At 71.3% G+C, this 21,337-nt stretch carries 17 protein-coding genes; 14 read left to right on the top strand and 3 right to left on the bottom strand.

Going from position 1 to position 21,337, the window contains the following annotated elements:
• Positions 1 to 59: 59 nt before the first annotated feature.
• Complete coding sequence (gene uvrA, locus OHA65_RS10565) at positions 60 to 3,056, top strand: excinuclease ABC subunit UvrA (protein WP_329313185.1); 2,997 nt, start codon at positions 60 to 62, stop codon at positions 3,054 to 3,056.
• Positions 3,057 to 3,270: 214 nt separating this feature from the next.
• On the opposite strand, the gene OHA65_RS10560 is transcribed toward uvrA, so the two are convergent.
• Positions 3,271 to 3,630: an NAD(P)-binding oxidoreductase gene (locus OHA65_RS10560; RefSeq protein WP_327282868.1), complete on the bottom strand. Its 360-nt coding sequence runs from the start codon at positions 3,628 to 3,630 to the stop codon at positions 3,271 to 3,273.
• Between OHA65_RS10560 and OHA65_RS10555 the strand changes: the two genes are divergently transcribed.
• Positions 3,551 to 4,174: a TetR/AcrR family transcriptional regulator gene (locus OHA65_RS10555; protein ID WP_327282867.1), complete on the top strand. Its 624-nt coding sequence runs from the start codon at positions 3,551 to 3,553 to the stop codon at positions 4,172 to 4,174. The genes OHA65_RS10560 and OHA65_RS10555 overlap by 80 nt on opposite strands.
• Here the strand turns inward: OHA65_RS10555 and OHA65_RS10550 are convergent.
• On the bottom strand, positions 4,164 to 5,060 hold the full coding sequence (locus tag OHA65_RS10550) for a carbohydrate kinase (RefSeq protein ID WP_328762381.1): 897 nt from the start codon (positions 5,058 to 5,060) through the stop codon (positions 4,164 to 4,166). The two genes, OHA65_RS10555 and OHA65_RS10550, sit on opposite strands and share 11 nt — an antisense overlap.
• A 142-nt stretch (positions 5,061 to 5,202) precedes the next feature.
• On the opposite strand from OHA65_RS10550, the gene OHA65_RS10545 reads away from it, so the two are divergent.
• Entirely contained in the window at positions 5,203 to 5,634 is a 432-nt protein-coding gene (locus OHA65_RS10545) for a Rieske (2Fe-2S) protein (protein ID WP_327282865.1), read from the top strand.
• A gap of 40 nt (positions 5,635 to 5,674) precedes the next feature.
• Here OHA65_RS10545 and OHA65_RS10540 read toward each other — a convergent pair whose 3' ends face one another.
• Complete coding sequence (locus OHA65_RS10540; RefSeq protein ID WP_327282864.1) at positions 5,675 to 6,664, bottom strand: hypothetical protein; 990 nt, start codon at positions 6,662 to 6,664, stop codon at positions 5,675 to 5,677.
• 252 nt (positions 6,665 to 6,916) lie between these two features.
• Between OHA65_RS10540 and OHA65_RS10535 the strand changes: the two genes are divergently transcribed.
• From OHA65_RS10535 to secG, 11 genes are all read left to right on the top strand, one after another.
• A complete protein-coding gene (locus tag OHA65_RS10535) occupies positions 6,917 to 7,570 on the top strand; it encodes a papain-like cysteine protease family protein (RefSeq protein WP_405761776.1) in 654 nt (217 codons plus the stop codon).
• A 5-nt stretch (positions 7,571 to 7,575) separates the two neighbouring features.
• Positions 7,576 to 8,415, top strand: a complete 840-nt coding sequence (locus OHA65_RS10530) for a hypothetical protein (RefSeq protein ID WP_405761775.1) — start codon at positions 7,576 to 7,578, stop codon at positions 8,413 to 8,415.
• 697 nt (positions 8,416 to 9,112) lie between these two features.
• Positions 9,113 to 11,167, top strand: coding sequence for an excinuclease ABC subunit UvrC (gene uvrC, locus OHA65_RS10525; RefSeq protein ID WP_405755511.1), 2,055 nt, complete (start codon positions 9,113 to 9,115; stop codon positions 11,165 to 11,167).
• Positions 11,164 to 12,171 (top strand): RNase adapter RapZ, encoded by a 1,008-nt coding sequence (gene rapZ / locus OHA65_RS10520; RefSeq protein WP_405761773.1) that lies wholly within the window; start codon positions 11,164 to 11,166, stop codon positions 12,169 to 12,171. Before uvrC ends, rapZ begins: the two co-directional genes overlap by 4 nt.
• Positions 12,168 to 13,238 carry a uridine diphosphate-N-acetylglucosamine-binding protein YvcK gene (yvcK, locus tag OHA65_RS10515; RefSeq protein ID WP_327282860.1) on the top strand — a complete coding sequence of 357 codons (1,071 nt, stop codon included), beginning with the start codon at positions 12,168 to 12,170 and terminating at the stop codon, positions 13,236 to 13,238. Before rapZ ends, yvcK begins: the two co-directional genes overlap by 4 nt.
• Complete coding sequence (gene whiA / locus OHA65_RS10510) at positions 13,229 to 14,218, top strand: DNA-binding protein WhiA (protein ID WP_030160342.1); 990 nt, start codon at positions 13,229 to 13,231, stop codon at positions 14,216 to 14,218. The genes yvcK and whiA overlap by 10 nt, the downstream gene beginning before the upstream one ends.
• 231 nt (positions 14,219 to 14,449) lie before the next feature.
• Positions 14,450 to 17,404 (top strand): M14 family zinc carboxypeptidase, encoded by a 2,955-nt coding sequence (locus tag OHA65_RS10505; protein WP_405761771.1) that lies wholly within the window; start codon positions 14,450 to 14,452, stop codon positions 17,402 to 17,404.
• A gap of 231 nt (positions 17,405 to 17,635) precedes the next feature.
• Positions 17,636 to 18,643, top strand: a complete 1,008-nt coding sequence (gene gap / locus OHA65_RS10500) for a type I glyceraldehyde-3-phosphate dehydrogenase (protein ID WP_327282858.1) — start codon at positions 17,636 to 17,638, stop codon at positions 18,641 to 18,643.
• Positions 18,644 to 18,787: 144 nt separating this feature from the next.
• Complete coding sequence (locus OHA65_RS10495; RefSeq protein ID WP_327282857.1) at positions 18,788 to 19,999, top strand: phosphoglycerate kinase; 1,212 nt, start codon at positions 18,788 to 18,790, stop codon at positions 19,997 to 19,999.
• Positions 20,000 to 20,005: 6 nt separating this feature from the next.
• Positions 20,006 to 20,782 (top strand): triose-phosphate isomerase, encoded by a 777-nt coding sequence (gene tpiA / locus OHA65_RS10490; RefSeq protein ID WP_327282856.1) that lies wholly within the window; start codon positions 20,006 to 20,008, stop codon positions 20,780 to 20,782.
• A 151-nt stretch (positions 20,783 to 20,933) separates the two neighbouring features.
• Entirely contained in the window at positions 20,934 to 21,155 is a 222-nt protein-coding gene (gene secG / locus OHA65_RS10485) for a preprotein translocase subunit SecG (protein WP_327285605.1), read from the top strand.
• Positions 21,156 to 21,337: the final 182 nt, after the last annotated feature.

The following is a 21,337-nucleotide window of genomic DNA, read 5'->3' as shown; positions in this document are numbered from 1 at the left end:
CATACCCTGGACAGTCCGGGGCTCGTGCCCCCGCTCTCTCAAGAAAGGTGCGGACCGGCGTGACCGACCGTCTCATCGTTCGTGGCGCTCGCGAGCACAACCTCAAGAACGTCTCGCTCGACCTGCCCCGCGACTCACTCATCGTCTTCACCGGACTCTCCGGGTCGGGCAAGTCCTCCCTGGCCTTCGACACGATCTTCGCCGAGGGGCAGCGCCGCTACGTCGAGTCGCTCTCGTCGTACGCCCGCCAGTTCCTCGGGCAGATGGACAAGCCCGACGTGGACTTCATCGAGGGCCTCTCCCCGGCCGTCTCGATCGACCAGAAGTCGACCTCGCGCAACCCGCGCTCGACGGTCGGCACCATCACCGAGGTCTACGACTACCTCCGCCTGCTCTTCGCGCGCATCGGCAAGCCCCACTGCCCCGAGTGCCGCCGTCCCATCTCGCGCCAGTCGCCGCAGGCGATCGTCGACAAGGTCCTCGCCCTCCCCGAGGGCAGCCGCTTCCAGGTGCTCTCGCCGCTGGTGCGCGAGCGCAAGGGCGAGTTCGTCGACCTGTTCTCCGACCTCCAGACCAAGGGCTACAGCCGTGCGCGGGTGGACGGGGAGACCGTCCAGCTCTCCGAGCCGCCCACGCTGAAGAAGCAGGAGAAGCACACCATCGAGGTGGTCATCGACCGCCTCACCGTCAAGGAGAGCGCCAAGCGCCGGCTCACCGACTCCGTGGAGACCGCCCTCGGCCTCTCCGGCGGCATGGTGATCCTGGACTTCGTCGACCTCGCCGAGGACGACCCCGAGCGTGAACGGATGTACTCCGAGCACCTCTACTGCCCGTACGACGACCTGTCCTTCGAAGAGCTGGAGCCGCGCTCCTTCTCCTTCAACTCGCCCTTCGGCGCCTGCCCCGAGTGCACCGGCATCGGTACGCGCATGGAGGTGGACCCGGAGCTGATCGTCCCCGACGAGGACAAGTCCCTCGACGAGGGCGCGGTCTCCCCGTGGTCCCTCGGCCACACCAAGGACTACTTCCAGCGGCTGATCGGCGCGCTCGCCGGGGAGCTGGGCTTCCGTACGGACATCCCGTGGGCCGGGCTGCCGCAGCGGGCGAAGAAGGCCCTGCTGTACGGGCACAAGACGCAGATCGAGGTCCGCTACCGCAACCGGTACGGCCGGGAGCGGGCGTACACGACGGCCTTCGAGGGCGCCGTGCCGTTCGTCAAGCGCCGGCACGCGGAGTCCGAGAGCGACGCCAGCCGCGAGCGCTTCGAGGGCTACATGCGCGAGGTGCCCTGTCCGACCTGTGAGGGCACCCGGCTCAAGCCGATCGTGCTCGCGGTCACGGTGATGGACAAGTCCATCGCCGAGGTGGCCGCGATGTCGATCAGCGAGTGCGCGGACTTCCTGGGGCGGATGCGGCTCGACGCCCGTGACAAGAAGATCGCCGAGCGCGTCCTGAAGGAGGTCAACGAGCGGCTCCGCTTCCTCGTCGACGTCGGCCTGGACTACCTGTCGCTGAACCGCGCCGCGGGCACCCTTTCGGGCGGCGAGGCCCAGCGCATCCGCCTCGCCACGCAGATCGGCTCCGGCCTGGTCGGCGTGCTGTACGTGCTGGACGAGCCGTCCATCGGGCTGCACCAGCGGGACAACCACCGGCTGATCGAGACGCTGGTGCGGCTGCGGGACATGGGCAACACCCTGATCGTCGTCGAGCACGACGAGGACACCATCAAGGTGGCCGACTGGGTCGTGGACATCGGCCCGGGCGCCGGTGAACACGGCGGCAAGGTCGTGCACAGCGGCTCGCTGAAGGAGCTGCTGAAGAACGGCGAGTCGATGACCGGGCAGTACCTGTCGGGCAAGCGGTCCATCGCGGTGCCCGACATCCGCCGGCCCGTGAACGGGGACCGGAAGCTGACCGTCCATGGCGCCAAGGAGAACAACCTGCGGGACATCGACGTGTCCTTCCCGCTGGGCGTGCTCACCGCGGTGACGGGCGTGTCGGGCTCGGGCAAGTCGACCCTGGTCAACGACATCCTCTACACGCACCTGGCGCGCGAGCTGAACGGCGCCCGGTCCGTGCCCGGACGGCACACGCGGGTGGACGGGGACGACCTCGTCGACAAGGTGGTGCACGTCGACCAGTCGCCGATCGGCCGGACCCCGCGGTCCAACCCGGCGACGTACACGGGCGTCTTCGACCACGTGCGCAAGCTCTTCGCGGAGACCATGGAGGCGAAGGTGCGCGGCTACCTGCCGGGCCGCTTCTCCTTCAACGTCAAGGGCGGCCGGTGCGAGAACTGCTCCGGCGACGGCACCATCAAGATCGAGATGAACTTCCTGCCGGACGTGTACGTCCCGTGCGAGGTCTGCCACGGCGACCGGTACAACCGGGAGACGCTGGAGGTCCACTACAAGGGCAAGTCCATCGCCGAAGTCCTGAACATGCCGATCGAGGAGGCGCTGGACTTCTTCGAGGCCGTGCCGACGATCGCGCGGCACCTCAAGACGCTGAACGAGGTGGGACTCGGGTACGTCCGGCTCGGCCAGTCGGCGCCGACGCTGTCGGGCGGTGAGGCCCAGCGCGTGAAGCTGGCGTCCGAGCTGCAGAAGCGTTCGACGGGCCGGACGGTGTACGTGCTGGACGAACCGACGACGGGCCTGCACTTCGAGGACATCAGCAAGCTGATCAAGGTCCTCTCCGGCCTGGTGGACAAGGGGAACTCGGTGATCGTCATCGAGCACAACCTGGATGTCGTCAAGACCGCGGACTGGGTCATCGACATGGGCCCCGAAGGCGGGTACGGAGGCGGCTTGGTGGTCGCCGAGGGAACGCCGGAGCAGGTCGCCTCGGTGGGCGCGAGCCACACCGGCAAGTTCCTGCGGGACATCCTCGGTGCGGAGCGGGTCTCGGACGCGGCCCTGGACGCCGCCCCGGCGAAGAAGACCACCGCCAAGAAGGCCGCCGCTGCGAAGAAGGCGGCCCCGGCCAAGAAGACCGCTGCGGTGAAGAAGGCCGCGCCGGCGAAGAAGACCGCGACGCGGGCCCGCAAGGCCTGACCCCGGGGTTTCGGGCTCCGGAGACCGGGCGGGCGCTCCGGCTCGTGCGACGCCGAGCCGGACCCTGCCCCGTCCCGGGTGTGCCCGCGTGCGGGCACACCGGGCCGGGGCCCGCTCCGGGGCCGTGGCGCGGTGTCCGCCGACCGTGGTGGCCCCACCCCCGTGGGGACCGCCTGCTGGTACCGGACGCCGTACCGCGGCCCGGGCCGAGCCGTCAGGCCGCCACGCCCACCGCCCGGTCTGCGGTCGACGGGTCCGTCAGCGACACCAGCAGGGCGTCCGCGACGTCCGCGCGGGAGATGGTCCGGGCTCCCGGGACGTTGGCACCGATGACCCGGCGGTAGCTCCCGGTCCGCGGCTTGTTCAGCAAGCGCGGCGGGCGGATCACCGTCCACCGGGTCCCGCTCGCCCGGATCACGGCCTCCATGACCTCCAGGTCCGCGTACAGGTCGCGCAGGGCCCACCGCAGCAGCGGGAGGAAGACCTTCCGAGCCATGATCCCGTCGCTCTCGACGTCAGGACCGACGGGGGCCGCGCTCACCGCCGCGAAGCGGCTCACGCCCGCCCGGTCCATCGCAGACACGATGGCCCGTACCGACGGGCCGGTGACCGCCATCGCCCGCGAGGCCGGCTGCTCCGAAGCCGCGCTCTACAAGCACTACGCGAACAAGGAGGAACTCTTCGTGCGCGTCCTCATGGAGCGCACCCCGAACGCCGGGCCGCTCATGACGGAACTCGCCCGGGACCACGCCGAGCGCTCCGTGGAGGAGGGGCTCGCCGCGATCGCCCGGCACGCCTCGCTGTTCTACGCCGACGCCATGCCCATGGCCGCCTCGCTCTTCGCCGAGCCCGCCCTGCTGACCCGGCACCGCGAAGGCGTCCAGGAGATCGGCACCGGCCCCCACGTCGTACGCGACGCCCTCACCGGCCGGCTGCGCCGCGAGCTCGAACGGGGGCGGCTGCGCCCCGACGCCGATCCGGAGGCCGCCGCGGAGCTGCTGCTCGGCGCCTGCTTCCAGCGTGCCTTCTTCCTGCACTTCTGCGGCCCGGAGGTGGTCCGCCCGGTCGAGGAGTTCGCCCCGGCCGTGGCCCGGACCCTGTGGGCCGCTATCCGCTGAGCTCCGCCGCGTACGGCGGCTCCGCGCCCGCCCGGGTGCAGGTCAGCGCCGCCGCGTGGGCCGCGTAGGCCAAGACCCCCGGCCAGTCCACCGGGCCGTCGGCCGGACCCGCCGGAGCCGACGGGCCCGCCAGGCGGTGCAGCAGGGCCGCGTTGACGGTGTCGCCCGCGCCGATCGTGTCCGCCACGACGACCCGTCGGGCCGCCGCCGTGTACTGCGCGCCCTCCCGGGTGCGAACCACCAGGCCGTCCTCACCCCGGGTCAGCACCACTGCCGAGGGCCCCGCCGCCAGCCAGTCCGAGACCCGCCCGCCCAGCCACCGGGCGTCCTCCTCCGACAGCTTGAGGACGGACACGTAGGGCAGCCAGCTCAGGAACCGGGCACGGTACGCCGTCGGGTCCGTGATCAGCGCCGGGCGGATGTTGGGGTCCAGCAGCGTCAGCAGCCCGCGCCCGGACTCCCGGCGCAACAGGGCCTCGTACGCGCTCGCGCCCGGCTCCAGGGCGAGGGAGCAGGTGCCGAGCGCCAGGGCCCGGGTGCCCGCGGGGAGCGCCTCGGGCAGGGTGAACAGCCGGTCGGCCGTGCCCTCCACGTAGAAGCCGTACGCCGCCGAGCCGTCCGGGGCCAGCGAGGGCACGGCCAGGGTGGTGGGCTCGGGCCCGCGCTGGACCAGTGAGAGGTCCACCCCGGCGGCGCGCAGCCCGGCGAGCAGGCTCTCGCCGAAGCCGTCCGACGAGACCCGCGAGCAGAACGCGACCTCCGCACCGAGCCGGCCCAGCGCCAGCGCGGTGTTGTACGGCCCCCCGCCCGGCCGCGGCACGAGCGCACCCGGCGGCTGCGCCACGGGCACGAGGTCGATCAGGGCTTCTCCACCGACGACGATCACGCGGGGGAAGGTATCCCATCGGGCGGCGGAACAGGGCGGCGGTATCGTCGGGGTGCCCGGCAGACCCCCGGCAGACCCGGCAGACCCGGCAGAACCGGGAACACCAGCAGCACCACCAGAACCCCCAGGCCAGGAGAACCGCATGTCCGCGTCGCAGTCCGCCGCCCGTCGTACCGTGCTCAAGGGCGCCGCCGCCCTCGCGGGGGCCGTCGGCGGCGGAGCGGCACTCGCTGCCTGTTCCACCGAGGGCAACAGCGGTTCCGGCTCCCCGGCGGTCCCGGCCGCCCCGGTGGAGCTCGGCGCCGCGTCCGCGGTCCCGGTGGGCTCCTCGAAGCTGTTCCGGGAGCAGAAGCTGGTCGTCAGCTGCCCCGCGGAGGGCCAGTACAAGGCGTTCAGCGCGCAGTGCACGCACGCCGGCTGCGTCCTGGACAAGATCGTCGAGGGTGAGGGCAACTGCCCCTGCCACGGCAGCCGCTTCGACGTGACGACCGGCAAGGTGCTGCGCGGCCCGGCCGCCGAACCGCTGCCCGCCGTCCCGGTCAAGGCCGAGGGCGGCAAGCTCATCGCGGGCTGATCCGGCGCGGGGGCAGGAAGACCGCGGCGGGGGCCGGGCGCTACGCCCAGTCCCAGTCGATGCCCAGCAGTCCGCGCCGCACGTCCGGCTCCACCAGGTGCACGGCGCGGTGGCGTCCGCTCGGCGTCAGGTCCGCCAGTCCGTTGCGCGGTGCCCCCGGCCCGGACCGGCTGAACCGCCGGCAGCGCACCGGCAGCGCCGCCTCGTCGAAGCGGACCTGGAGCACGTACTGCCCGCCGCTGTAGCTGAACCCGCGCACGTACTCGGTGCAGCGGCCGCCGGTTCCGTCCTCGAAGCCGTAGCCGAAGACGTACGTGTCGCCCGCGCGCAGCCGGGCGTCGAAGAGCAGTTCGGCGACCAGCACCTCGGCTTCCCGGTGCCAGCGGACGCGGCCGGTCCGGCAGTTCTCGTCCGCCCGGACGCGGACCCGGGCCGGGTCGCAGCCGGGATCGCCGTGGTGGACGGCGAGGTACCGGTCGACGCCGTCGCGGTGGGCCCGTACGACGTGCTGGGACTCGCGGCCCAGCAACTCGCCGCCCGCGCCGATCCGCACCCGCTCGTGGTGGCCGACGGTGTGCAGGCCGCCGTCGGCGGGCAGCTCCATGCCGGCCAATAGGCCCTCCACCGCCGCGCCCACGCTGACCAGGGCCCGGTACGAGCGGGCCGGCGGGCGGACCGTCCCGGGCCCGGCGCCCTCCGGGTCGGCGAGCAGCCGCAGCAGGGTCCCCCCGGGCAGTTCGAGGATCTGCTCCAGGGCCCGTACGGCCTTCATGGACTCCGGGCGGCGCGGCCGGCGGGCGCCCTGCTGCCAGTAGCTGAGGCTGGTCACGCCGAGCTTGATGCCGCGGGCCGCGAGGCGGTGCTGGACCCGGTGCAGGGGCAGGCCGCGAGCGGAGAGTGCGGCGCGCAGTGCGAGATGGAAGGGACCGGCGCGCAGCAGGTGGCCGAGCTCCTGCGCGTTCGCCTGCGCGCCGCCCCGCACGCTCTGCACGCTCTGCACGCTCTGCACGCTCTGCCCGGTCGACGGCATGACGGCTCCTCCTGTGAACGTTCACGCGCGGTGGGACGGGAGAGCTCGCCGGTGGCGCCCGGGGTCCAGGTGACAGGACGGCAGTCGTTCACACTGCGGTCTTGCCGTTCACACAGCAATGTCAGGGCGTATTGAAGCCTGTTGACCTGATCGCGACAACACCCTGATGCTCCTCAGCAGCGTCCGGACGCGCTCCTCCATCCCCACCCTCCCCGGCCCCACCCGGGGAGATCCCCACACGGGAGGAACGCGATGCGCAACCGAAACCGGCGGCTTTCCCTGGCCGCCGTCGTCACCGCCGTGCTCTTCGTCCTGCCCACCGGTACCGCCACCGCCGTCGGTACCACGCCCAGCCCCAGCCCTGCCGGTGCCGCCACCGTCGCCGCCCGCGAATCCGGCGCCGGCTCCGCCGCCGGCGCTGCCCTGGCGTACAAGCGCCTGAACATCACCATGCAGGCCCAGCAGAAGACCAACTGGTGCTGGGCCGCGAGCGGCAACACCATCGCCACCTGGTTCGGCCGCAACTACACCCAGAACCAGTTCTGCAACGCCGCCTTCAACCGCCAGCAGGGCTACGACTGCCCCAACGACCAAGCCAACCTGGGCAACGTCCAGACCGCCCTGAACTGGGCCGGCATCAACTCCGGCTCGTACGTGAGCGGTTGGCTGCGCTACGCCACCGTGCAGGGCGAGATCGACGCCAACCGGCCCGTCGAGACCCGGATCCAGTGGTCGAACGGCGGCGGCCACATGCACGTCATCTACGGCTACGACACCGCCAACAGCTGGGTCTACTGGGGCGACCCGTGGCCGTCCAGCGACCGCTACAACTGGGCCTCCCACGCCTGGTACGTGGACAACGGCACCTTCTCCTGGACCCACTCCCTCTACCGGATCGGGGCGTGAACGCCATGACCAAGCGTGCCGCCACCGCGGTCTTCGCCGCGACCGCCGTCGCCGTCCTCGTCGTACCGGTCCCGCAGGCCTCGGCGGCCCCCGTGCCGCAGCCCCGCTCCGTCACCGCCGAGACCAGGGCCGCGGCCGGGCGGGCGGCCATCGCCCCCGACACGCTCGCCACGCTCTCCCGCTTCTTCGCCCGCGAGGGCAAGGTCGCGCCGGACGCGGCACGGCCGCGGATCGAAGGCGAGGCGATACCGGTCAGCTACCTCTCCCCGGACTTCGTGGCCGGCAAGGCCGGGGCGCCCGTGGCCCGGCTGGAGTTCCTCGCCAGCAAGGCGGTCTCCTCGGACGGGCAGCAGGCCGCGCTGTGGACCGCGGAGACCGAGGCGGGATGGCAGGTCGTGAACATCGCCACCGGCGACGACGAATTCCGCTACGCGCAGCTCGGCGCCGCGAAACTGCCCGGCGGGACGGTGTTCCGGGAACCGCAGATCGACGCCTGGTACGTGGCCGGGGGCAGCCTGGTGCTGCCGCTGGACGAGGACGCCGAGCGCGCCGTCGGCCCCGGGGGCACCAGCCTCGGCTCGTACCGGTCGCGGGTGACCCGGGCGTACGGGGACAAGTTGCCGGGGTCCGCGTACGCGAAGGCGGGCGGGGCGGGGGGTTACGCGGCCGCCGCTCCCGCCGCTCCCGCCGCTCCCGCCGCTCCCGCCGCTCCCGCCGCTCCCGCCGGTCTCGCCGGTCTCGCGGTGGCGCCGGTCGCCGCCGGGGGCGTGGCGGGGGCGCTCGCGCTCTGCACGGCCGGCGTGATCGCGGTGCGCAGGTCCCGGCGGGGCCGCGCCACCGCCTGACCAGCCGGGGCGCGGCCCCAGGCCCGGGCGGCCCGTCGGCCGTCCGGGCCCTGCGGTTGCCCTCTCCCCGCCCCGCCCTTCTCCCGTTCACCGTGCCCCGCCCGGCCCCGGCCCTCAATCGCCGGGCGGGCTGGCGGGGCGCGGGGCTCTGCCCGGGCCTGGCGCCTCGATCGTCGGGCGGGTTGGCGGGGTGGGCTCGGCCCGGGCCCAGCGCCTCGATCGTCGGGCGGGCTGGAGGGGCGCGGGGCTCTGCCCGGGCCCGGCCCTCAATCGTCGGGCGGGTTGGGAGGGCCTGGGGCTCCGCCCGGGCCTGGCGGCTCGATCGTCGGGCGGGCTGGCGGGGTGGGCTCCGCCCGGGCCTGGCGTCTCGATCGCCGGGCGGGCTGGAGGGGCGCGGGGCTCCGCCTGGGCCTGGCGGCTCGATCGTCGGGCGGGCTGGCGGGGTGGGCTCGGCCCGGGCCCGGCTCCTCGATCGCCGGGCGGGCTGGAGGGGTGGGCTCGGCCCGGGCCCAGCGCCTCGATCGTCGGGCGGGCTGGAGGGGCCTGGGGCTCCGCCTGGGCCTGGCGGCTCGATCGCCGGGCGGCTGGAAGGGCCCGTGCCTCAAGCGTCGGCGGGGGTGGAGCGGGCGGGGCTCCGGGTTCTCGGGGCGGGTGGTGGTACGGGCACGTTGTCAGCCCCCGCCAGTAGGGTGTTGGCATGGCCGACCCTTCCAGTTACCGTCCCGCGCCGGGGCAGATCCCCGACTCCCCGGGGGTTTACCGATTCCGCGACGAGCACCGCCGGGTGATCTACGTCGGGAAGGCCAAGAGCCTGCGCCAACGCCTGGCCAGCTACTTCCAGGACGTCGCCGGTCTGCATCCGCGTACCGCCACGATGGTGACCACGGCCGCCTCCGTCGAGTGGACCGTCGTCTCCACCGAGGTCGAGGCGCTCCAGCTCGAATACTCCTGGATCAAGGAGTACGACCCCCGGTTCAACGTCAAGTACCGGGACGACAAGAGCTACCCCTCCCTCGCCGTGACGATGAACGAGGAATACCCGCGCGTCCAGGTCATGCGCGGGCCCAAGAAGAAGGGCGTCCGGTACTTCGGACCGTACGGACACGCCTGGGCGATCCGCGAGACCGTCGACCTGATGCTGCGGGTGTTCCCGGTACGGACCTGCTCCGCTGGCGTGTTCAAGCGCTCCGCGCAGATCGGCCGGCCCTGTCTGCTCGGCTACATCGGCAAGTGCTCCGCCCCCTGCGTCGGCAGGGTCACCCCCGAGGAGCACCGCGAACTGGCCGAGGACTTCTGCGACTTCATGGCCGGGCGCACCGGGACGTACCTGTCCCGGCTGGAGAAGCAGATGCACGAGGCCGCCGAGGAGATGGAGTACGAGAAGGCCGCCCGGCTGCGCGACGACATGGGGGCGCTGCGCCGGGCCATGGAGAAGAACGCCGTCGTGCTCGCCGACGCCACCGACGCCGACCTGATCGCGGTCGCCGAGGACGAGCTGGAGGCGGCCGTCCAGATCTTCCACGTACGCGGCGGTCGGGTCCGCGGGCAGCGCGGCTGGGTCACCGACAAGGTGGAGGCCGTCGACACCGCCGGGCTCGTCGAGCACGCCCTCCAGCAGCTTTACGGGGAGGAGAAGGGCGAGGCCGTTCCCAAGGAGGTGCTGGTTCCGGCGCTCCCCGAGGACACGCCGGCGCTGGCACTGTGGCTGGCCGAGCGGCGCGGCGCCCAGGTCAGCCTGCGCATCCCGCAGCGCGGGGACAAGAAGGCCCTGATGGAGACCGTCCACCGCAACGCGCAGCAGTCCCTTGCCCTGCACAAGACCAAGCGCGCCAGCGACCTCACCACCCGCTCCCGGGCCCTGGAGGAGATCGCCGAGGCCCTCGACCTGGACGGCGCGCCGCTGCGCATCGAGTGCTTCGACATCTCGCACCTCCAGGGCGACGACGTGGTGGCCTCGATGGTCGTCTTCGAGGACGGCCTGGCGCGCAAGAGCGAGTACCGGCGCTTCCAGATCAAGTCGTTCGAGGGGCAGGACGACGTCCGCTCCATGCACGAGGTGGTGTCGCGGCGCTTCCGCCGCTACCTCCAGGAGAAGCTGAAGACGGGGGAGTGGTCCCCGGAGGACGCACAGGACGTGGAGGACGGCGGGAGTACCCTCGCCGAGGACGACGGCCGGCCCAAGCGGTTCGCCTACCCGCCGCAGCTCGTGGTGGTCGACGGCGGGCAGCCGCAGGTGGCCGCCGCCCAGCGGGCACTGGATGAGCTCGGCATCGACGACGTGGCCGTGTGCGGGCTGGCGAAGCGGCTGGAGGAGGTCTGGCTGCCGGGCGAGGACGACCCGGTCGTGCTGCCCCGCACCAGCGAGGGGCTGTACCTGCTCCAGCGGGTCCGTGACGAAGCCCACCGGTTCGCCATCCAGTACCAGCGGAACAAGCGCGGAAAGCGGCTCAAGGCCGGCCCGCTCGACGAAGTGCCCGGCCTCGGGGAAAGCCGCAGGCAGGCCCTGGTCAAGCACTTCGGTTCGGTGAAAAAGCTGAGACAGGCGACAATCGAGCAGATCTGCGAGGTCCAGGGCATAGGTCGCAAGACGGCCGAGACCGTGGCCGCGGCCCTCGCCCGATCGGTTCCCGCTGGTCCTGCCGTCAACACGGCGACAGGAGAGATCATTGAGGATGAGCACCCCACCCCGCAGGTGGGGGCACCTCCCAGCGGAGGCTGGGGGACATCGTCCGAACGGGGGACCGAGCAATGACCGAGCGCGAAACCGACCAGACGACCGACCAGACGACCGACCAGACGACCGACCAGACGGCCGATCAGACGACCGAGCACGACCGAGACGGAGCACAGGTGAGTACGGGCACGACAGTGGAGCCCGGAGATACCGCCGAGGCGGCCATCCCCGAGCTGGTGATCATCTCCGGCATGTCCGGGGCCGGCCGCAGTACGGCGGCCAAGTGTCTGGAGGACCTCGGCTGGTTCGTCGTCGACAACCTCCCGCCGGCACTGATCCCCACCATGGTGGAGCTCGGAGCCCGCTCGCAGGGCAACGTGGCGCGCATCGCCGTCGTCGTCGACGTCCGCGGCCGCCAGTTCTTCGACGCGCTGCGCGAGTCCCTCGCCGACCTCGACAGCAAGGGCGTCACCCGCCGCATCGTCTTCCTGGAGTCCTCCGACGACGCGCTGGTCCGCCGCTTCGAGTCGGTCCGCCGCCCGCACCCCCTCCAGGGCGACGGCCGCATCACCGACGGCATCGCCGCCGAACGCGACCTGCTGCGCGAGCTGCGCGGCGACGCCGACCTGGTCATCGACACCTCCAGCCTGAACGTGCACGAGCTGCGGGCGAAGATGGACGCCCAGTTCGCGGGCGACGAGGAGCCCGAGCTGCGGGCGACCGTCATGTCCTTCGGCTACAAGTACGGCCTCCCCGTCGACGCCGACCTCGTCGTCGACTGCCGCTTCATCCCGAACCCGCACTGGGTCCCGGAGCTGCGCCCCTTCACCGGCCTCAACCCGGAGGTGTCGGGCTACGTCTTCAGCCAGCCCGGCGCCAAGGAGTTCCTCGACCGCTACACCGAGCTGCTCCAGCTCATCGCCACCGGCTACCGCCGCGAGGGCAAGCGGTACGTGACCATCGCGGTCGGCTGCACGGGCGGCAAGCACCGCAGTGTGGCCATGTCCGAGAAGCTCGCTGCCCGCCTCGCCTCCGAGGGAGTCGAGACCGTCGTAGTCCACCGGGACATGGGGCGCGAGTGACCGGACGCACCCTGCGGCTGCGCCGCCTGCGCCGCCTCACCTCGGGGCGGGGCGAGGACGGCGCCGGCCGCACCGGGCTCCGCCGCGGCGCAGCCCCCAAGGTGGTCGCACCCAAGGTCGTCGCCCTCGGCGGCGGCATGGGTCTGTCGGCCTCCCTGGCAGCACTGCGCCGGATCACCGGCGAGCTCACGGCCGTGGTCACCGTCGCCGACGACGGCGGCTCCAGCGGCCGGCTCCGCGAGGAGCTCGGCGTGCTGCCGCCCGGCGACCTGCGCAAGGCGCTGGCCGCGCTGTGCGGCGATGACGACTGGGGCCAGACCTGGGCCCGCGTCATCCAGCACCGCTTCCAGTCCGAGGGCGACCTGCACGGGCACGCGGTCGGCAACCTGCTGATCGTCGCCCTGTGGGAACAGCTCGGCGACCCCGTCCAGGCCCTCGACCTGGTCGGGAAGCTGCTGGGCGCGCAGGGCCGGGTGCTGCCGATGTCTGCGGTCCCGCTGGAGCTCCAGGCGCTGGTCCGCGGCCACGACCAGAGCCGCCCGGACGAGGTCGACACCGTCCGCGGGCAGGCCACCGTGGCCACCACCCCCGGCGAGGTGCTCTCCGTACAGGTGGTGCCCGGAGATCCGCCGGCCGTGCCGGAGGCCGTCGCCGCGGTCCTGGACGCCGACTGGGTGGTGCTCGGCCCGGGATCGTGGTTCTCCTCCGTGATCCCGCACCTGCTGGTGCCGGAACTGCTCGACGCGCTGATCGAGACCAAGGCCCGGCGGGTCCTCTCGCTGAACCTCGCGCCGCAGCCCGGTGAAACAGAGGGCTTCTCTCCGCAGCGTCATTTGGAGGTTTTGGCCCGACACGCCCCTAAACTCGCCCTGGACGTGGTGCTGGCCGACGAGGCCGCCGTGCCCGACCGCGAGTCCCTCGCCGATGCCGCAAAACGGTTCGGTGCCGCGGTCGAGCTGGCGCCGGTGGCCAGGGAAGACGGCTCTCCGAAGCATGACCCGGAGCTGCTCGCCGCCGCGTACGACCGTATTTTTCGGATGCATGGAAGGATCGGCCCATGGCGATGACGCCAGCGGTGAAGGATGAGATCTCCCGGCTCCCCGTCACCCGGACCTGCTGCAGGAAGGCGGAGGTCTCGGCGATTCTTCGGTTCGCGGGCGGGCTGCACCTGGTGAGCGGGCGGATCGTCATCGAGGCGGAGCTGGACACCGGGATCGCTGCCCGGCGTCTGCGCAAGGACATCCTGGAGATCTTCGGCCATTCCTCGGACCTGGTCGTCATGGCTCCCGGCGGGCTGCGCCGCGGCAGCCGGTACGTCGTCCGGGTCGTGGCCGGCGGTGACCAGTTGGCGCGCCAGACGGGGCTCGTGGACGGCCGCGGCCGACCCATCCGGGGTCTTCCCCCGCAGGTGGTCTCCGGGGCCACCTGCGACGCGGAGGCGGCCTGGCGCGGCGCCTTCCTGGCCCACGGCTCGCTGACCGAGCCGGGACGGTCCTCCTCGCTGGAGGTGACCTGCCCCGGTCCGGAGGCCGCCCTGGCCCTGGTGGGTGCCGCCCGCCGGCTGTCCATCGCCGCCAAGGCGCGCGAGGTCCGCGGTGTGGACCGGGTCGTGGTCCGCGACGGTGACGCGATCGGCGCCCTGCTGACCCGGCTCGGGGCCCACGAGTCGGTGCTGGCCTGGGAGGAGCGGCGGATGCGGCGCGAGGTGCGCGCCACCGCCAACCGCCTCGCCAACTTCGACGACGCCAACCTGCGCCGCTCGGCACGGGCCGCGGTGGCGGCCGGAGCCCGGGTCCAGCGCGCCCTGGAGATCCTCGGGGAAGAGGTGCCCGAGCACCTCGCCGCGGCCGGCCGGCTGCGCATGGAGCACAAGCAGGCCTCCCTGGAGGAGCTGGGCGCGCTCGCCGACCCGCCGCTGACGAAGGACGCGGTCGCGGGCCGCATCCGCCGTCTGCTGGCGATGGCCGACAAGCGGGCGCAGGACCTCGGCATCCCGGGGACCGAGTCGAACCTCAGCGAGGACCTGGCCGACAACATGGCCGGCTAGGCAGCGGCCCGGCCGCGACCCGTACCCGGCGGCCGCGCTGCGTACCCGTACCCGTACGCGTCGCGAGGACCGGGGCCGTACCTCCCCCGTACGCCCGACCGTACGTCTCAAAGGGGCCCGCACGTCACCCGTGCGGGCCCCTTTGAGACACGCCCCATTGACATGAGCATCGCCTGATCGTGAGCCTGTCGTCCGAAACGCTTTCGTGGCAGACGACGCCCAGGGGGGCACATGAGGCACCGCGCGAGATCGATCCTCGCCGCAAGCGCACTCGTCTTCGGAACCACACTGGCCGCCCTCCCGGCGGCCCACGCCCAGCCCGCAGCGGACGCAGCACCCGGCGCCGACGAGGTTCGGGTCTACGACGCGGACGTCACCAAGGAGCAGATCCCGCTCCTCCTCGCCGCGGGCCAGGACGCCCACGAGCTCACCGAACGCGCCCCGGAGACCGGGACCGCCAAGGTCGAGCTGTTCCTCACCGGCGGCCAGGCCAGGGAGCTCGCCGGCCAGGGCGTCAAGCTCGCCGAGCACAAGGTCCCCGCGAGCGCGGCCCGCTCCCAGGTCGTCGGCGACGGGGTGTTCCGCCCCTACAGCGGCAAGGGCGGACTCCAGGAGGAGATCCTCAAGACCGCCCAGGCCAACCCCGGCCTCGCCAAGGTGGTCTCCATCGGCAAGACCGTCCAGGGCAAGGACATCCTCGCCCTGAAGGTCACCAAGAACGCCCGCACGACCAAGGACGGCGACAAGCCGTCCGTGCTCTACATGTCCAACCAGCACGCCCGCGAGTGGATCACCCCGGAGATGACCCGGCGGCTGATGCACCACACCCTCGACAACTACGGCAAGGACCAGCGGATCACCAAGCTGGTGGACTCCACCGAGCTGTGGTTCCTGCTGTCCGCCAACCCGGACGGGTACGACTACACGCACTCCCCGGGCGGCGACCGGCTGTGGCGCAAGAACCTGCGCGACAACAACGGCGACGGGAAGATCACCACCGGCGACGGCGTCGACCTCAACCGGAACTTCGCCTACAAGTGGGGCTACGACAACGAGGGTTCCTCGCCGAACCAGTCGAACGAGACCTACCGCGGAGCCAAGGCGTCCTCGGAGCCGGAGACCGTCGCCCTCGACAAGTTCGAGAAGCGCATCGGCTTCAAGTACGCGATCAACTACCACTCCGCGTCCGAGCTGCTGCTCTACGGCGTGGGCTGGCAGGTGGCCACCCCGACCCCGGACGACGTCGCGTACAAGGCGCTCGCCGGCACCCCGGAGAACTCCGCGATCCCGGGCTACTACCCGCAGATCTCCTCCGAGCTCTACACCACCAACGGCGAGGCCGACGGCCACGCCGCGAACGTCAACGGCGTCATGATGTTCACGCCGGAGATGACCACCTGCCAGACGGCCTCCGCGAGCGACCCCAACGACCGGTGGAAGCCCGAGGACTGCCAGTCCGGGTTCAACTTCCCGGACGACGAGAAGCTCATCCAGGCGGAGTTCGCGAAGAACGTCTCCTTCGCCCTCGCGGTCGGCGAGAGCGCCGCCCACCCGGACCAGCCCAAGTCCTCCGTGGGCCTGAGCGCCGCGGACTTCACCCCGGACCCCTTCACCACCTCCTACGTGGCCAAGGGAGAGGACCAGACGGTCTCCGTCACGGCCCGCAAGGCGCTGAAGGACAAGCAGCTCAAGTTCCGCATCAACGGCGGCCGCACGCACGACGACGGACTCAAGGCCTGGAAGGGCGGCGACGTCTACGGCGGCGACGACAACAACTGGTTCGACGAGTACCGGGCAAAGGTGGACGGAGCCAAGCCCGGCGACAAGGTCGAGGTCTGGTTCACCGGCCGCGACGGCTCCGGCCGGCAGGTCTCCAGCGAGCACTTCACGTACACGGTGGCCCAGCGGCCCCGCGCCGACGTGCTGGTGATCGCGGAGGAGGGCGCCAAGGCGCAGCACGCGCAGGAGTACGTCGACGCCCTGCGCGCCAACGGCAGGTCGGCGGCTGTCTGGGACGTGGCCGTCCAGGGCGTCCCGCACCCCCTCGGCGTGCTCTCCCACTTCCGCACGGCCGTCCACTACACCGGCGCCAAGACCCCCGGCGGCGACACCCAGCTCGCCGTTCGGGACTTCCTCAACGAGGGCGGCAAGCTGATCGAGGCCGGTGAACTCGCGGGCGGCAACGCCCAGGTCGGCCGCGCCGTGACGGACGACTTCAGCCAGTACTACCTCGGCGCCTACAGCCGTATGAGTGCCCGCGGCGCCACCGGCTTCGCCGGTACGGGTGCCCTCACCGGCGCCAAGGGCGGCCTGGGCGACGCGACGGGCAACCCGCTCAACGCCCCCGGCTCCTACGCGGTCACCTCCGACTCCCTGCCCGCGGCGCAGTTCCCGCAGTTCAAGAGCGCGCAGGCGGGCCAGTACGCCGGGGTCGTGAACCCGTACGCCCCCTACGCCGGCGCGTGGATGGCGGCGGCCACCCACGAGGACGACGAGTGGAAGCGGCTGACCCGCACGGTCGACCTGACCAAGGTCACCGCCGCCGACAGGCCGCAGCTCAAGATGGCCCTGAACTGGAACACCGAGCAGGGCTACGACCACGCGGTCCTGGAGGCCCACACCAGCGGCGCCGAGGACTGGACCACGCTGCCCGAGGCGGGAGGCCTGACCAGCAGCGCCGTCCCGACGGAGTGCGAGGCCGGGTTCTACGTCAACGGCCACCCCTTCCTGAAGCACTACCTCACCCTCGACAGCGCCGGTTGCACCGCCAACGGCACCAGCGGCCAGTGGAACAGCTTCACCGGGTCCTCCGACGGCTGGAAGCAGGTCACCTTCGACCTGAGTGCGTACGCGGGCAAGACCGTAGAGGTCTCCCTCTCGTACGTTTCGGACGGCGGTTCCGGCGGCCGGGGCCTCTTCGCGGACGACGCGCGCGTCTCCGTCGGCGGAGCCGACCAGCCCGCGGAGGGGTTCGAGACTTCGCTGGGGGTATGGACCGCGCAGGGCGCCCCTGCGGGAAGCCCCGTGGTTCCGGGGGACTGGTCCCGGTCCGGGGAGCTGTTCAAGTCGTACGCGTCGGTCACTACGCGTAACACCGTGCTCCTCGGTTTCGGCCTCGAACACCTGCCGGCGGCGGCGGACCGAGCCGTACTCGTCGGTAAGGCGCTCCGGTCGCTGCATCGTTGATCGACAACGCCTCCGTCGCTCACCCTGAGTGACGGGGGCCGAGGTCCCCGGGGTGCCGCACCGAGTGCCCGGTGCGGTGCCCCGGCGGCGGTCCCCCTGTGGCAGGGGGAATGTCAGGTCCCGGCCGATGTCACTCAAAAGCTCACGGAGAGGTAGGGTCGTAAGCGGTCGGGGACATCCCATACAGCTCGCCGGCGGGACAGGCCGGCGCACCAACGAGGAGATCGGTTCGTGACGATCCGCGTAGGCATCAACGGTTTTGGCCGAATTGGCCGCAACTACTTCCGGGCGCTCCTTGAGCAGGGAGCGGACATCGAGATCGTCGGTGTCAATGACCTGACTGACAACGCGACCCTGGTGCACCTTCTCAAGTACGACACCATTCTGGGCCGCCTCAAGGCCGAGGTGTCCCACACCGACGACACCATCACGGTCGGCGACAACACCTTCAAGACCTTTGCCGAGCGCGACCCCGCGAACCTGCCCTGGGGGGAGCTCGGTGCCGACATCGTCATCGAGTCCACCGGCATCTTCACCAAGAAGGCCGACGCCGCCAAGCACATCGCCGCGGGCGCGAAGAAGGTCCTCATCTCGGCTCCGGCCAAGGACGAGGACATCACCATCGTGATGGGCGTCAACCAGGACAAGTACGACGCCGCCAACCACCACGTCATCTCCAACGCCTCCTGCACCACCAACTGCGTGGCGCCGATGGCCAAGGTCCTCGACGAGAACTTCGGCATCGTCAAGGGCATGATGACGACGGTCCACGCGTACACGAACGACCAGCGCATCCTGGACTTCCCGCACTCGGACCTGCGCCGCGCCCGCGCCGCCGCCGAGAACATCATCCCGACCTCGACGGGTGCCGCCAAGGCGACCGCGCTGGTCCTCCCGCAGCTCAAGGGCAAGCTGGACGGCATCGCCATGCGCGTCCCGGTCCCGACCGGCTCGGTCACCGACCTCGTCCTGGAGCTCTCCCGCGAGACCACCAAGGAAGAGATCAACGCCGCCTTCCAGAAGGCCGCGGAGGGGCAGCTCAAGGGCATCCTCGACTACACCGAGGACGCGATCGTCTCCTCCGACATCGTGAACTGGCCGGCTTCCTGCACCTTCGACTCCTCCCTGACCATGGTTCAGGACGGTACGCAGGTCAAGGTCGTCGGCTGGTACGACAACGAGTGGGGCTACTCCAACCGCCTCGTCGACCTGACCGTCTTCGTCGGCGGTCAGCTCTAAGTCTCAGGTAGCAGGGCTAGGCACCAAGACGTGAACGCAGGGTCCGGTCAGCGCGATGGAGCGCTGCACGGGCCCTGTCGTTTGCCTCGAACGATCGGCCCCGCACCGGCAGAACCCGTGTATGGGGATAAGGAGTAGAAACACATGAAGACGATCGACGAACTGCTCGCCGAAGGCGTCACCGGCAAGCGGGTCTTCGTCCGCGCGGACCTCAACGTGCCTCTGGCGAACGGTGAGATCAGCGACGACGGCCGCATCCGCGCCGTGCTGCCGACCATCGCGAAGCTCGCCGAATCCGGCGCCCGCGTGGTCGTCGCCTCGCACCTGGGCCGCCCCAAGGGCGCCCCGGAGCCGGCCTTCTCGCTCGCTCCGGCCGCCAAGCGACTGGGTGAACTGCTCGGTGCGGACGTCGCGTTCGCCACCGACACCGTCGGAGACTCCGCCAAGGAGACCGTCGCCGCCCTCGCCGACGGGCAGGTCGCAGTCATCGAGAACCTGCGCTTCAACGCCGGTGAGACCTCGAAGGACGACGCCGAGCGCGGCGCCTTCGCGGACGAGCTCGCCGAGCTGGCCGACCTCTACGTCGGCGACGGCTTCGGCGCCGTCCACCGCAAGCACGCCTCGGTCTTCGACCTGCCCGCGCGCCTCCCGCACGCAGCCGGTTACCTGATCGCCACCGAGGTCGGCGTCCTGAAGAAGCTGACCGCCGAAGTCAAGCGCCCGTACGTGGTCGTCCTCGGCGGCGCCAAGGTCTCCGACAAGCTCGCTGTCATCGACGAGCTCCTCGGCAAGGCCGACCGCCTGCTCATCGGCGGCGGCATGGCGTACACCTTCCTCAAGGCCAAGGGCTACGAGGTCGGCATCTCCCTGCTCCAGGAAGACCAGCTGGACAAGGTCACGGAGTACATGGAGCGCGCCGAGAAGAACGGCGTCGAGCTGGTCCTCCCGGTCGACATCCTGGCCTCGGCCAACTTCCCGGACCTGAAGACCAAGGCTCCGGCCGTCTTCGAGACCGTCGACGCGGACAAGATCCCCGCCGACAAGGAGGGTCTGGACATCGGTCCCAAGACCCGCGAGCTGTACGCGTCGAAGATCGCCGACGCGGAGACCGTGTTCTGGAACGGTCCCGTGGGCGTCTTCGAGCACCCCGACTACGCCGGAGGCACCAGCGCCATCGCGCGAGCCCTCGTCGACAGCAGCGCGTTCACCGTGGTCGGCGGCGGCGACTCCGCCGCGGCCGTGCGCACGCTCGGCTTCGACGAGAACGCCTTCGGCCACATCTCGACCGGTGGCGGCGCCTCCCTCGAATACCTTGAGGGCAAGACGCTCCCCGGCCTCGCCGCACTGGAGGTCTGAACCCCTATGACCACGCGTACCCCGCTGATGGCGGGCAACTGGAAGATGAACCTCAACCACCTTGAGGCCATCGCGCACGTCCAGAAGCTCGCCTTCGCGCTCGCTGACAAGGACTACGACGCCGTCGAGGTCGCGGTCCTGCCGCCCTTCGTCGACCTGCGCTCGGTCCAGACCCTGGTCGACGGCGACAAGCTGAAGATCAAGTACGGCGCCCAGGACATCTCGGCGCACGACTCCGGCGCCTACACTGGCGAGATCTCCGGTTCGATGCTCGCGAAGCTGAAGTGCACGTACGTGGCCGTCGGCCACAGCGAGCGCCGCCAGTACCACGGCGAGGGCGACGAGCTCTGCAACGCCAAGGTCAAGGCCGCCTACCAGCACGGGATCACCCCGATCCTGTGCGTCGGCGAGGGCCTGGACGTCCGCAAGGCCGGACAGCAGGTCCCGTACACCCTCGCCCAGGTCGACGGCGGCCTCAAGGACGTTCCGGCCGAGCAGGTCGAGTCCATCGTGATCGCGTACGAGCCCGTCTGGGCGATCGGGACCGGCGAGGTCGCCACCCCCGAGGACGCGCAGGAGGTCTGCGGGGCGATCCGCACCCGCCTCGCCGAGCTGTACTCCCAGGAGCTGGCCGACAAGGTCCGCATCCAGTACGGCGGCTCGGTGAAGTCGGGCAACATCGCCGCGATCATGGCGCAGCCCGACGTCGACGGCGCGCTGATCGGCGGCGCGGCTCTGGACGCGGACGAGTTCGTGAAGATCGTCCGGTTCCGCGACCAGTGACCTGCGTGATCGTCGCAGTGAGTATGCGGTAGGACGGATCCGTCGTACCCTTGCGGGGGCCAGGAGGCTGAACGACCAGCCACTGGCCCCCGCGCACATCCAGCAGAGCCGGAAAGCCAGAAAAGCCAGAAAGTAGGAATCAGCCGTGATTATGGGGTTCTCGATCGCCCTGATCGTCTTCAGCGCCCTGCTGATGCTGCTCGTGCTGATGCACAAGGGCAAGGGCGGCGGCCTTTCCGACATGTTCGGCGGCGGCATGCAGTCGTCGGTCGGCGGTTCCTCGGTCGCCGAGCGCAACCTGGACCGCATCACCGTCGTGATCGGTCTCCTCTGGTTCGCCTGCATCATGACGCTCGGCATTCTGCTGAAGTAGGGAAGCAGACGGTTCTGGCCATTCCGCCGGTCCGGTCGGCTCCGCCCCGCCTATCATGAGGACGGCGTCCGCGCGTGGGGTGAGTAACTCCATGTGATGGACGCGCGTTGGGCCTTACGTAGACTGGGGCGCCCGCAGCGGAATCCACTCACGCTTCGCGGCACCATCACGCAGGGAGTTAC

Origin of the sequence: Streptomyces sp. NBC_00045, from assembly GCF_045041095.1 — a bacterium.
Classification (GTDB): domain Bacteria; phylum Actinomycetota; class Actinomycetes; order Streptomycetales; family Streptomycetaceae; genus Streptomyces.
Note: the sequence above shows the minus strand (reverse complement) of the source record. Positions and strands in the feature narration are given on the sequence as shown.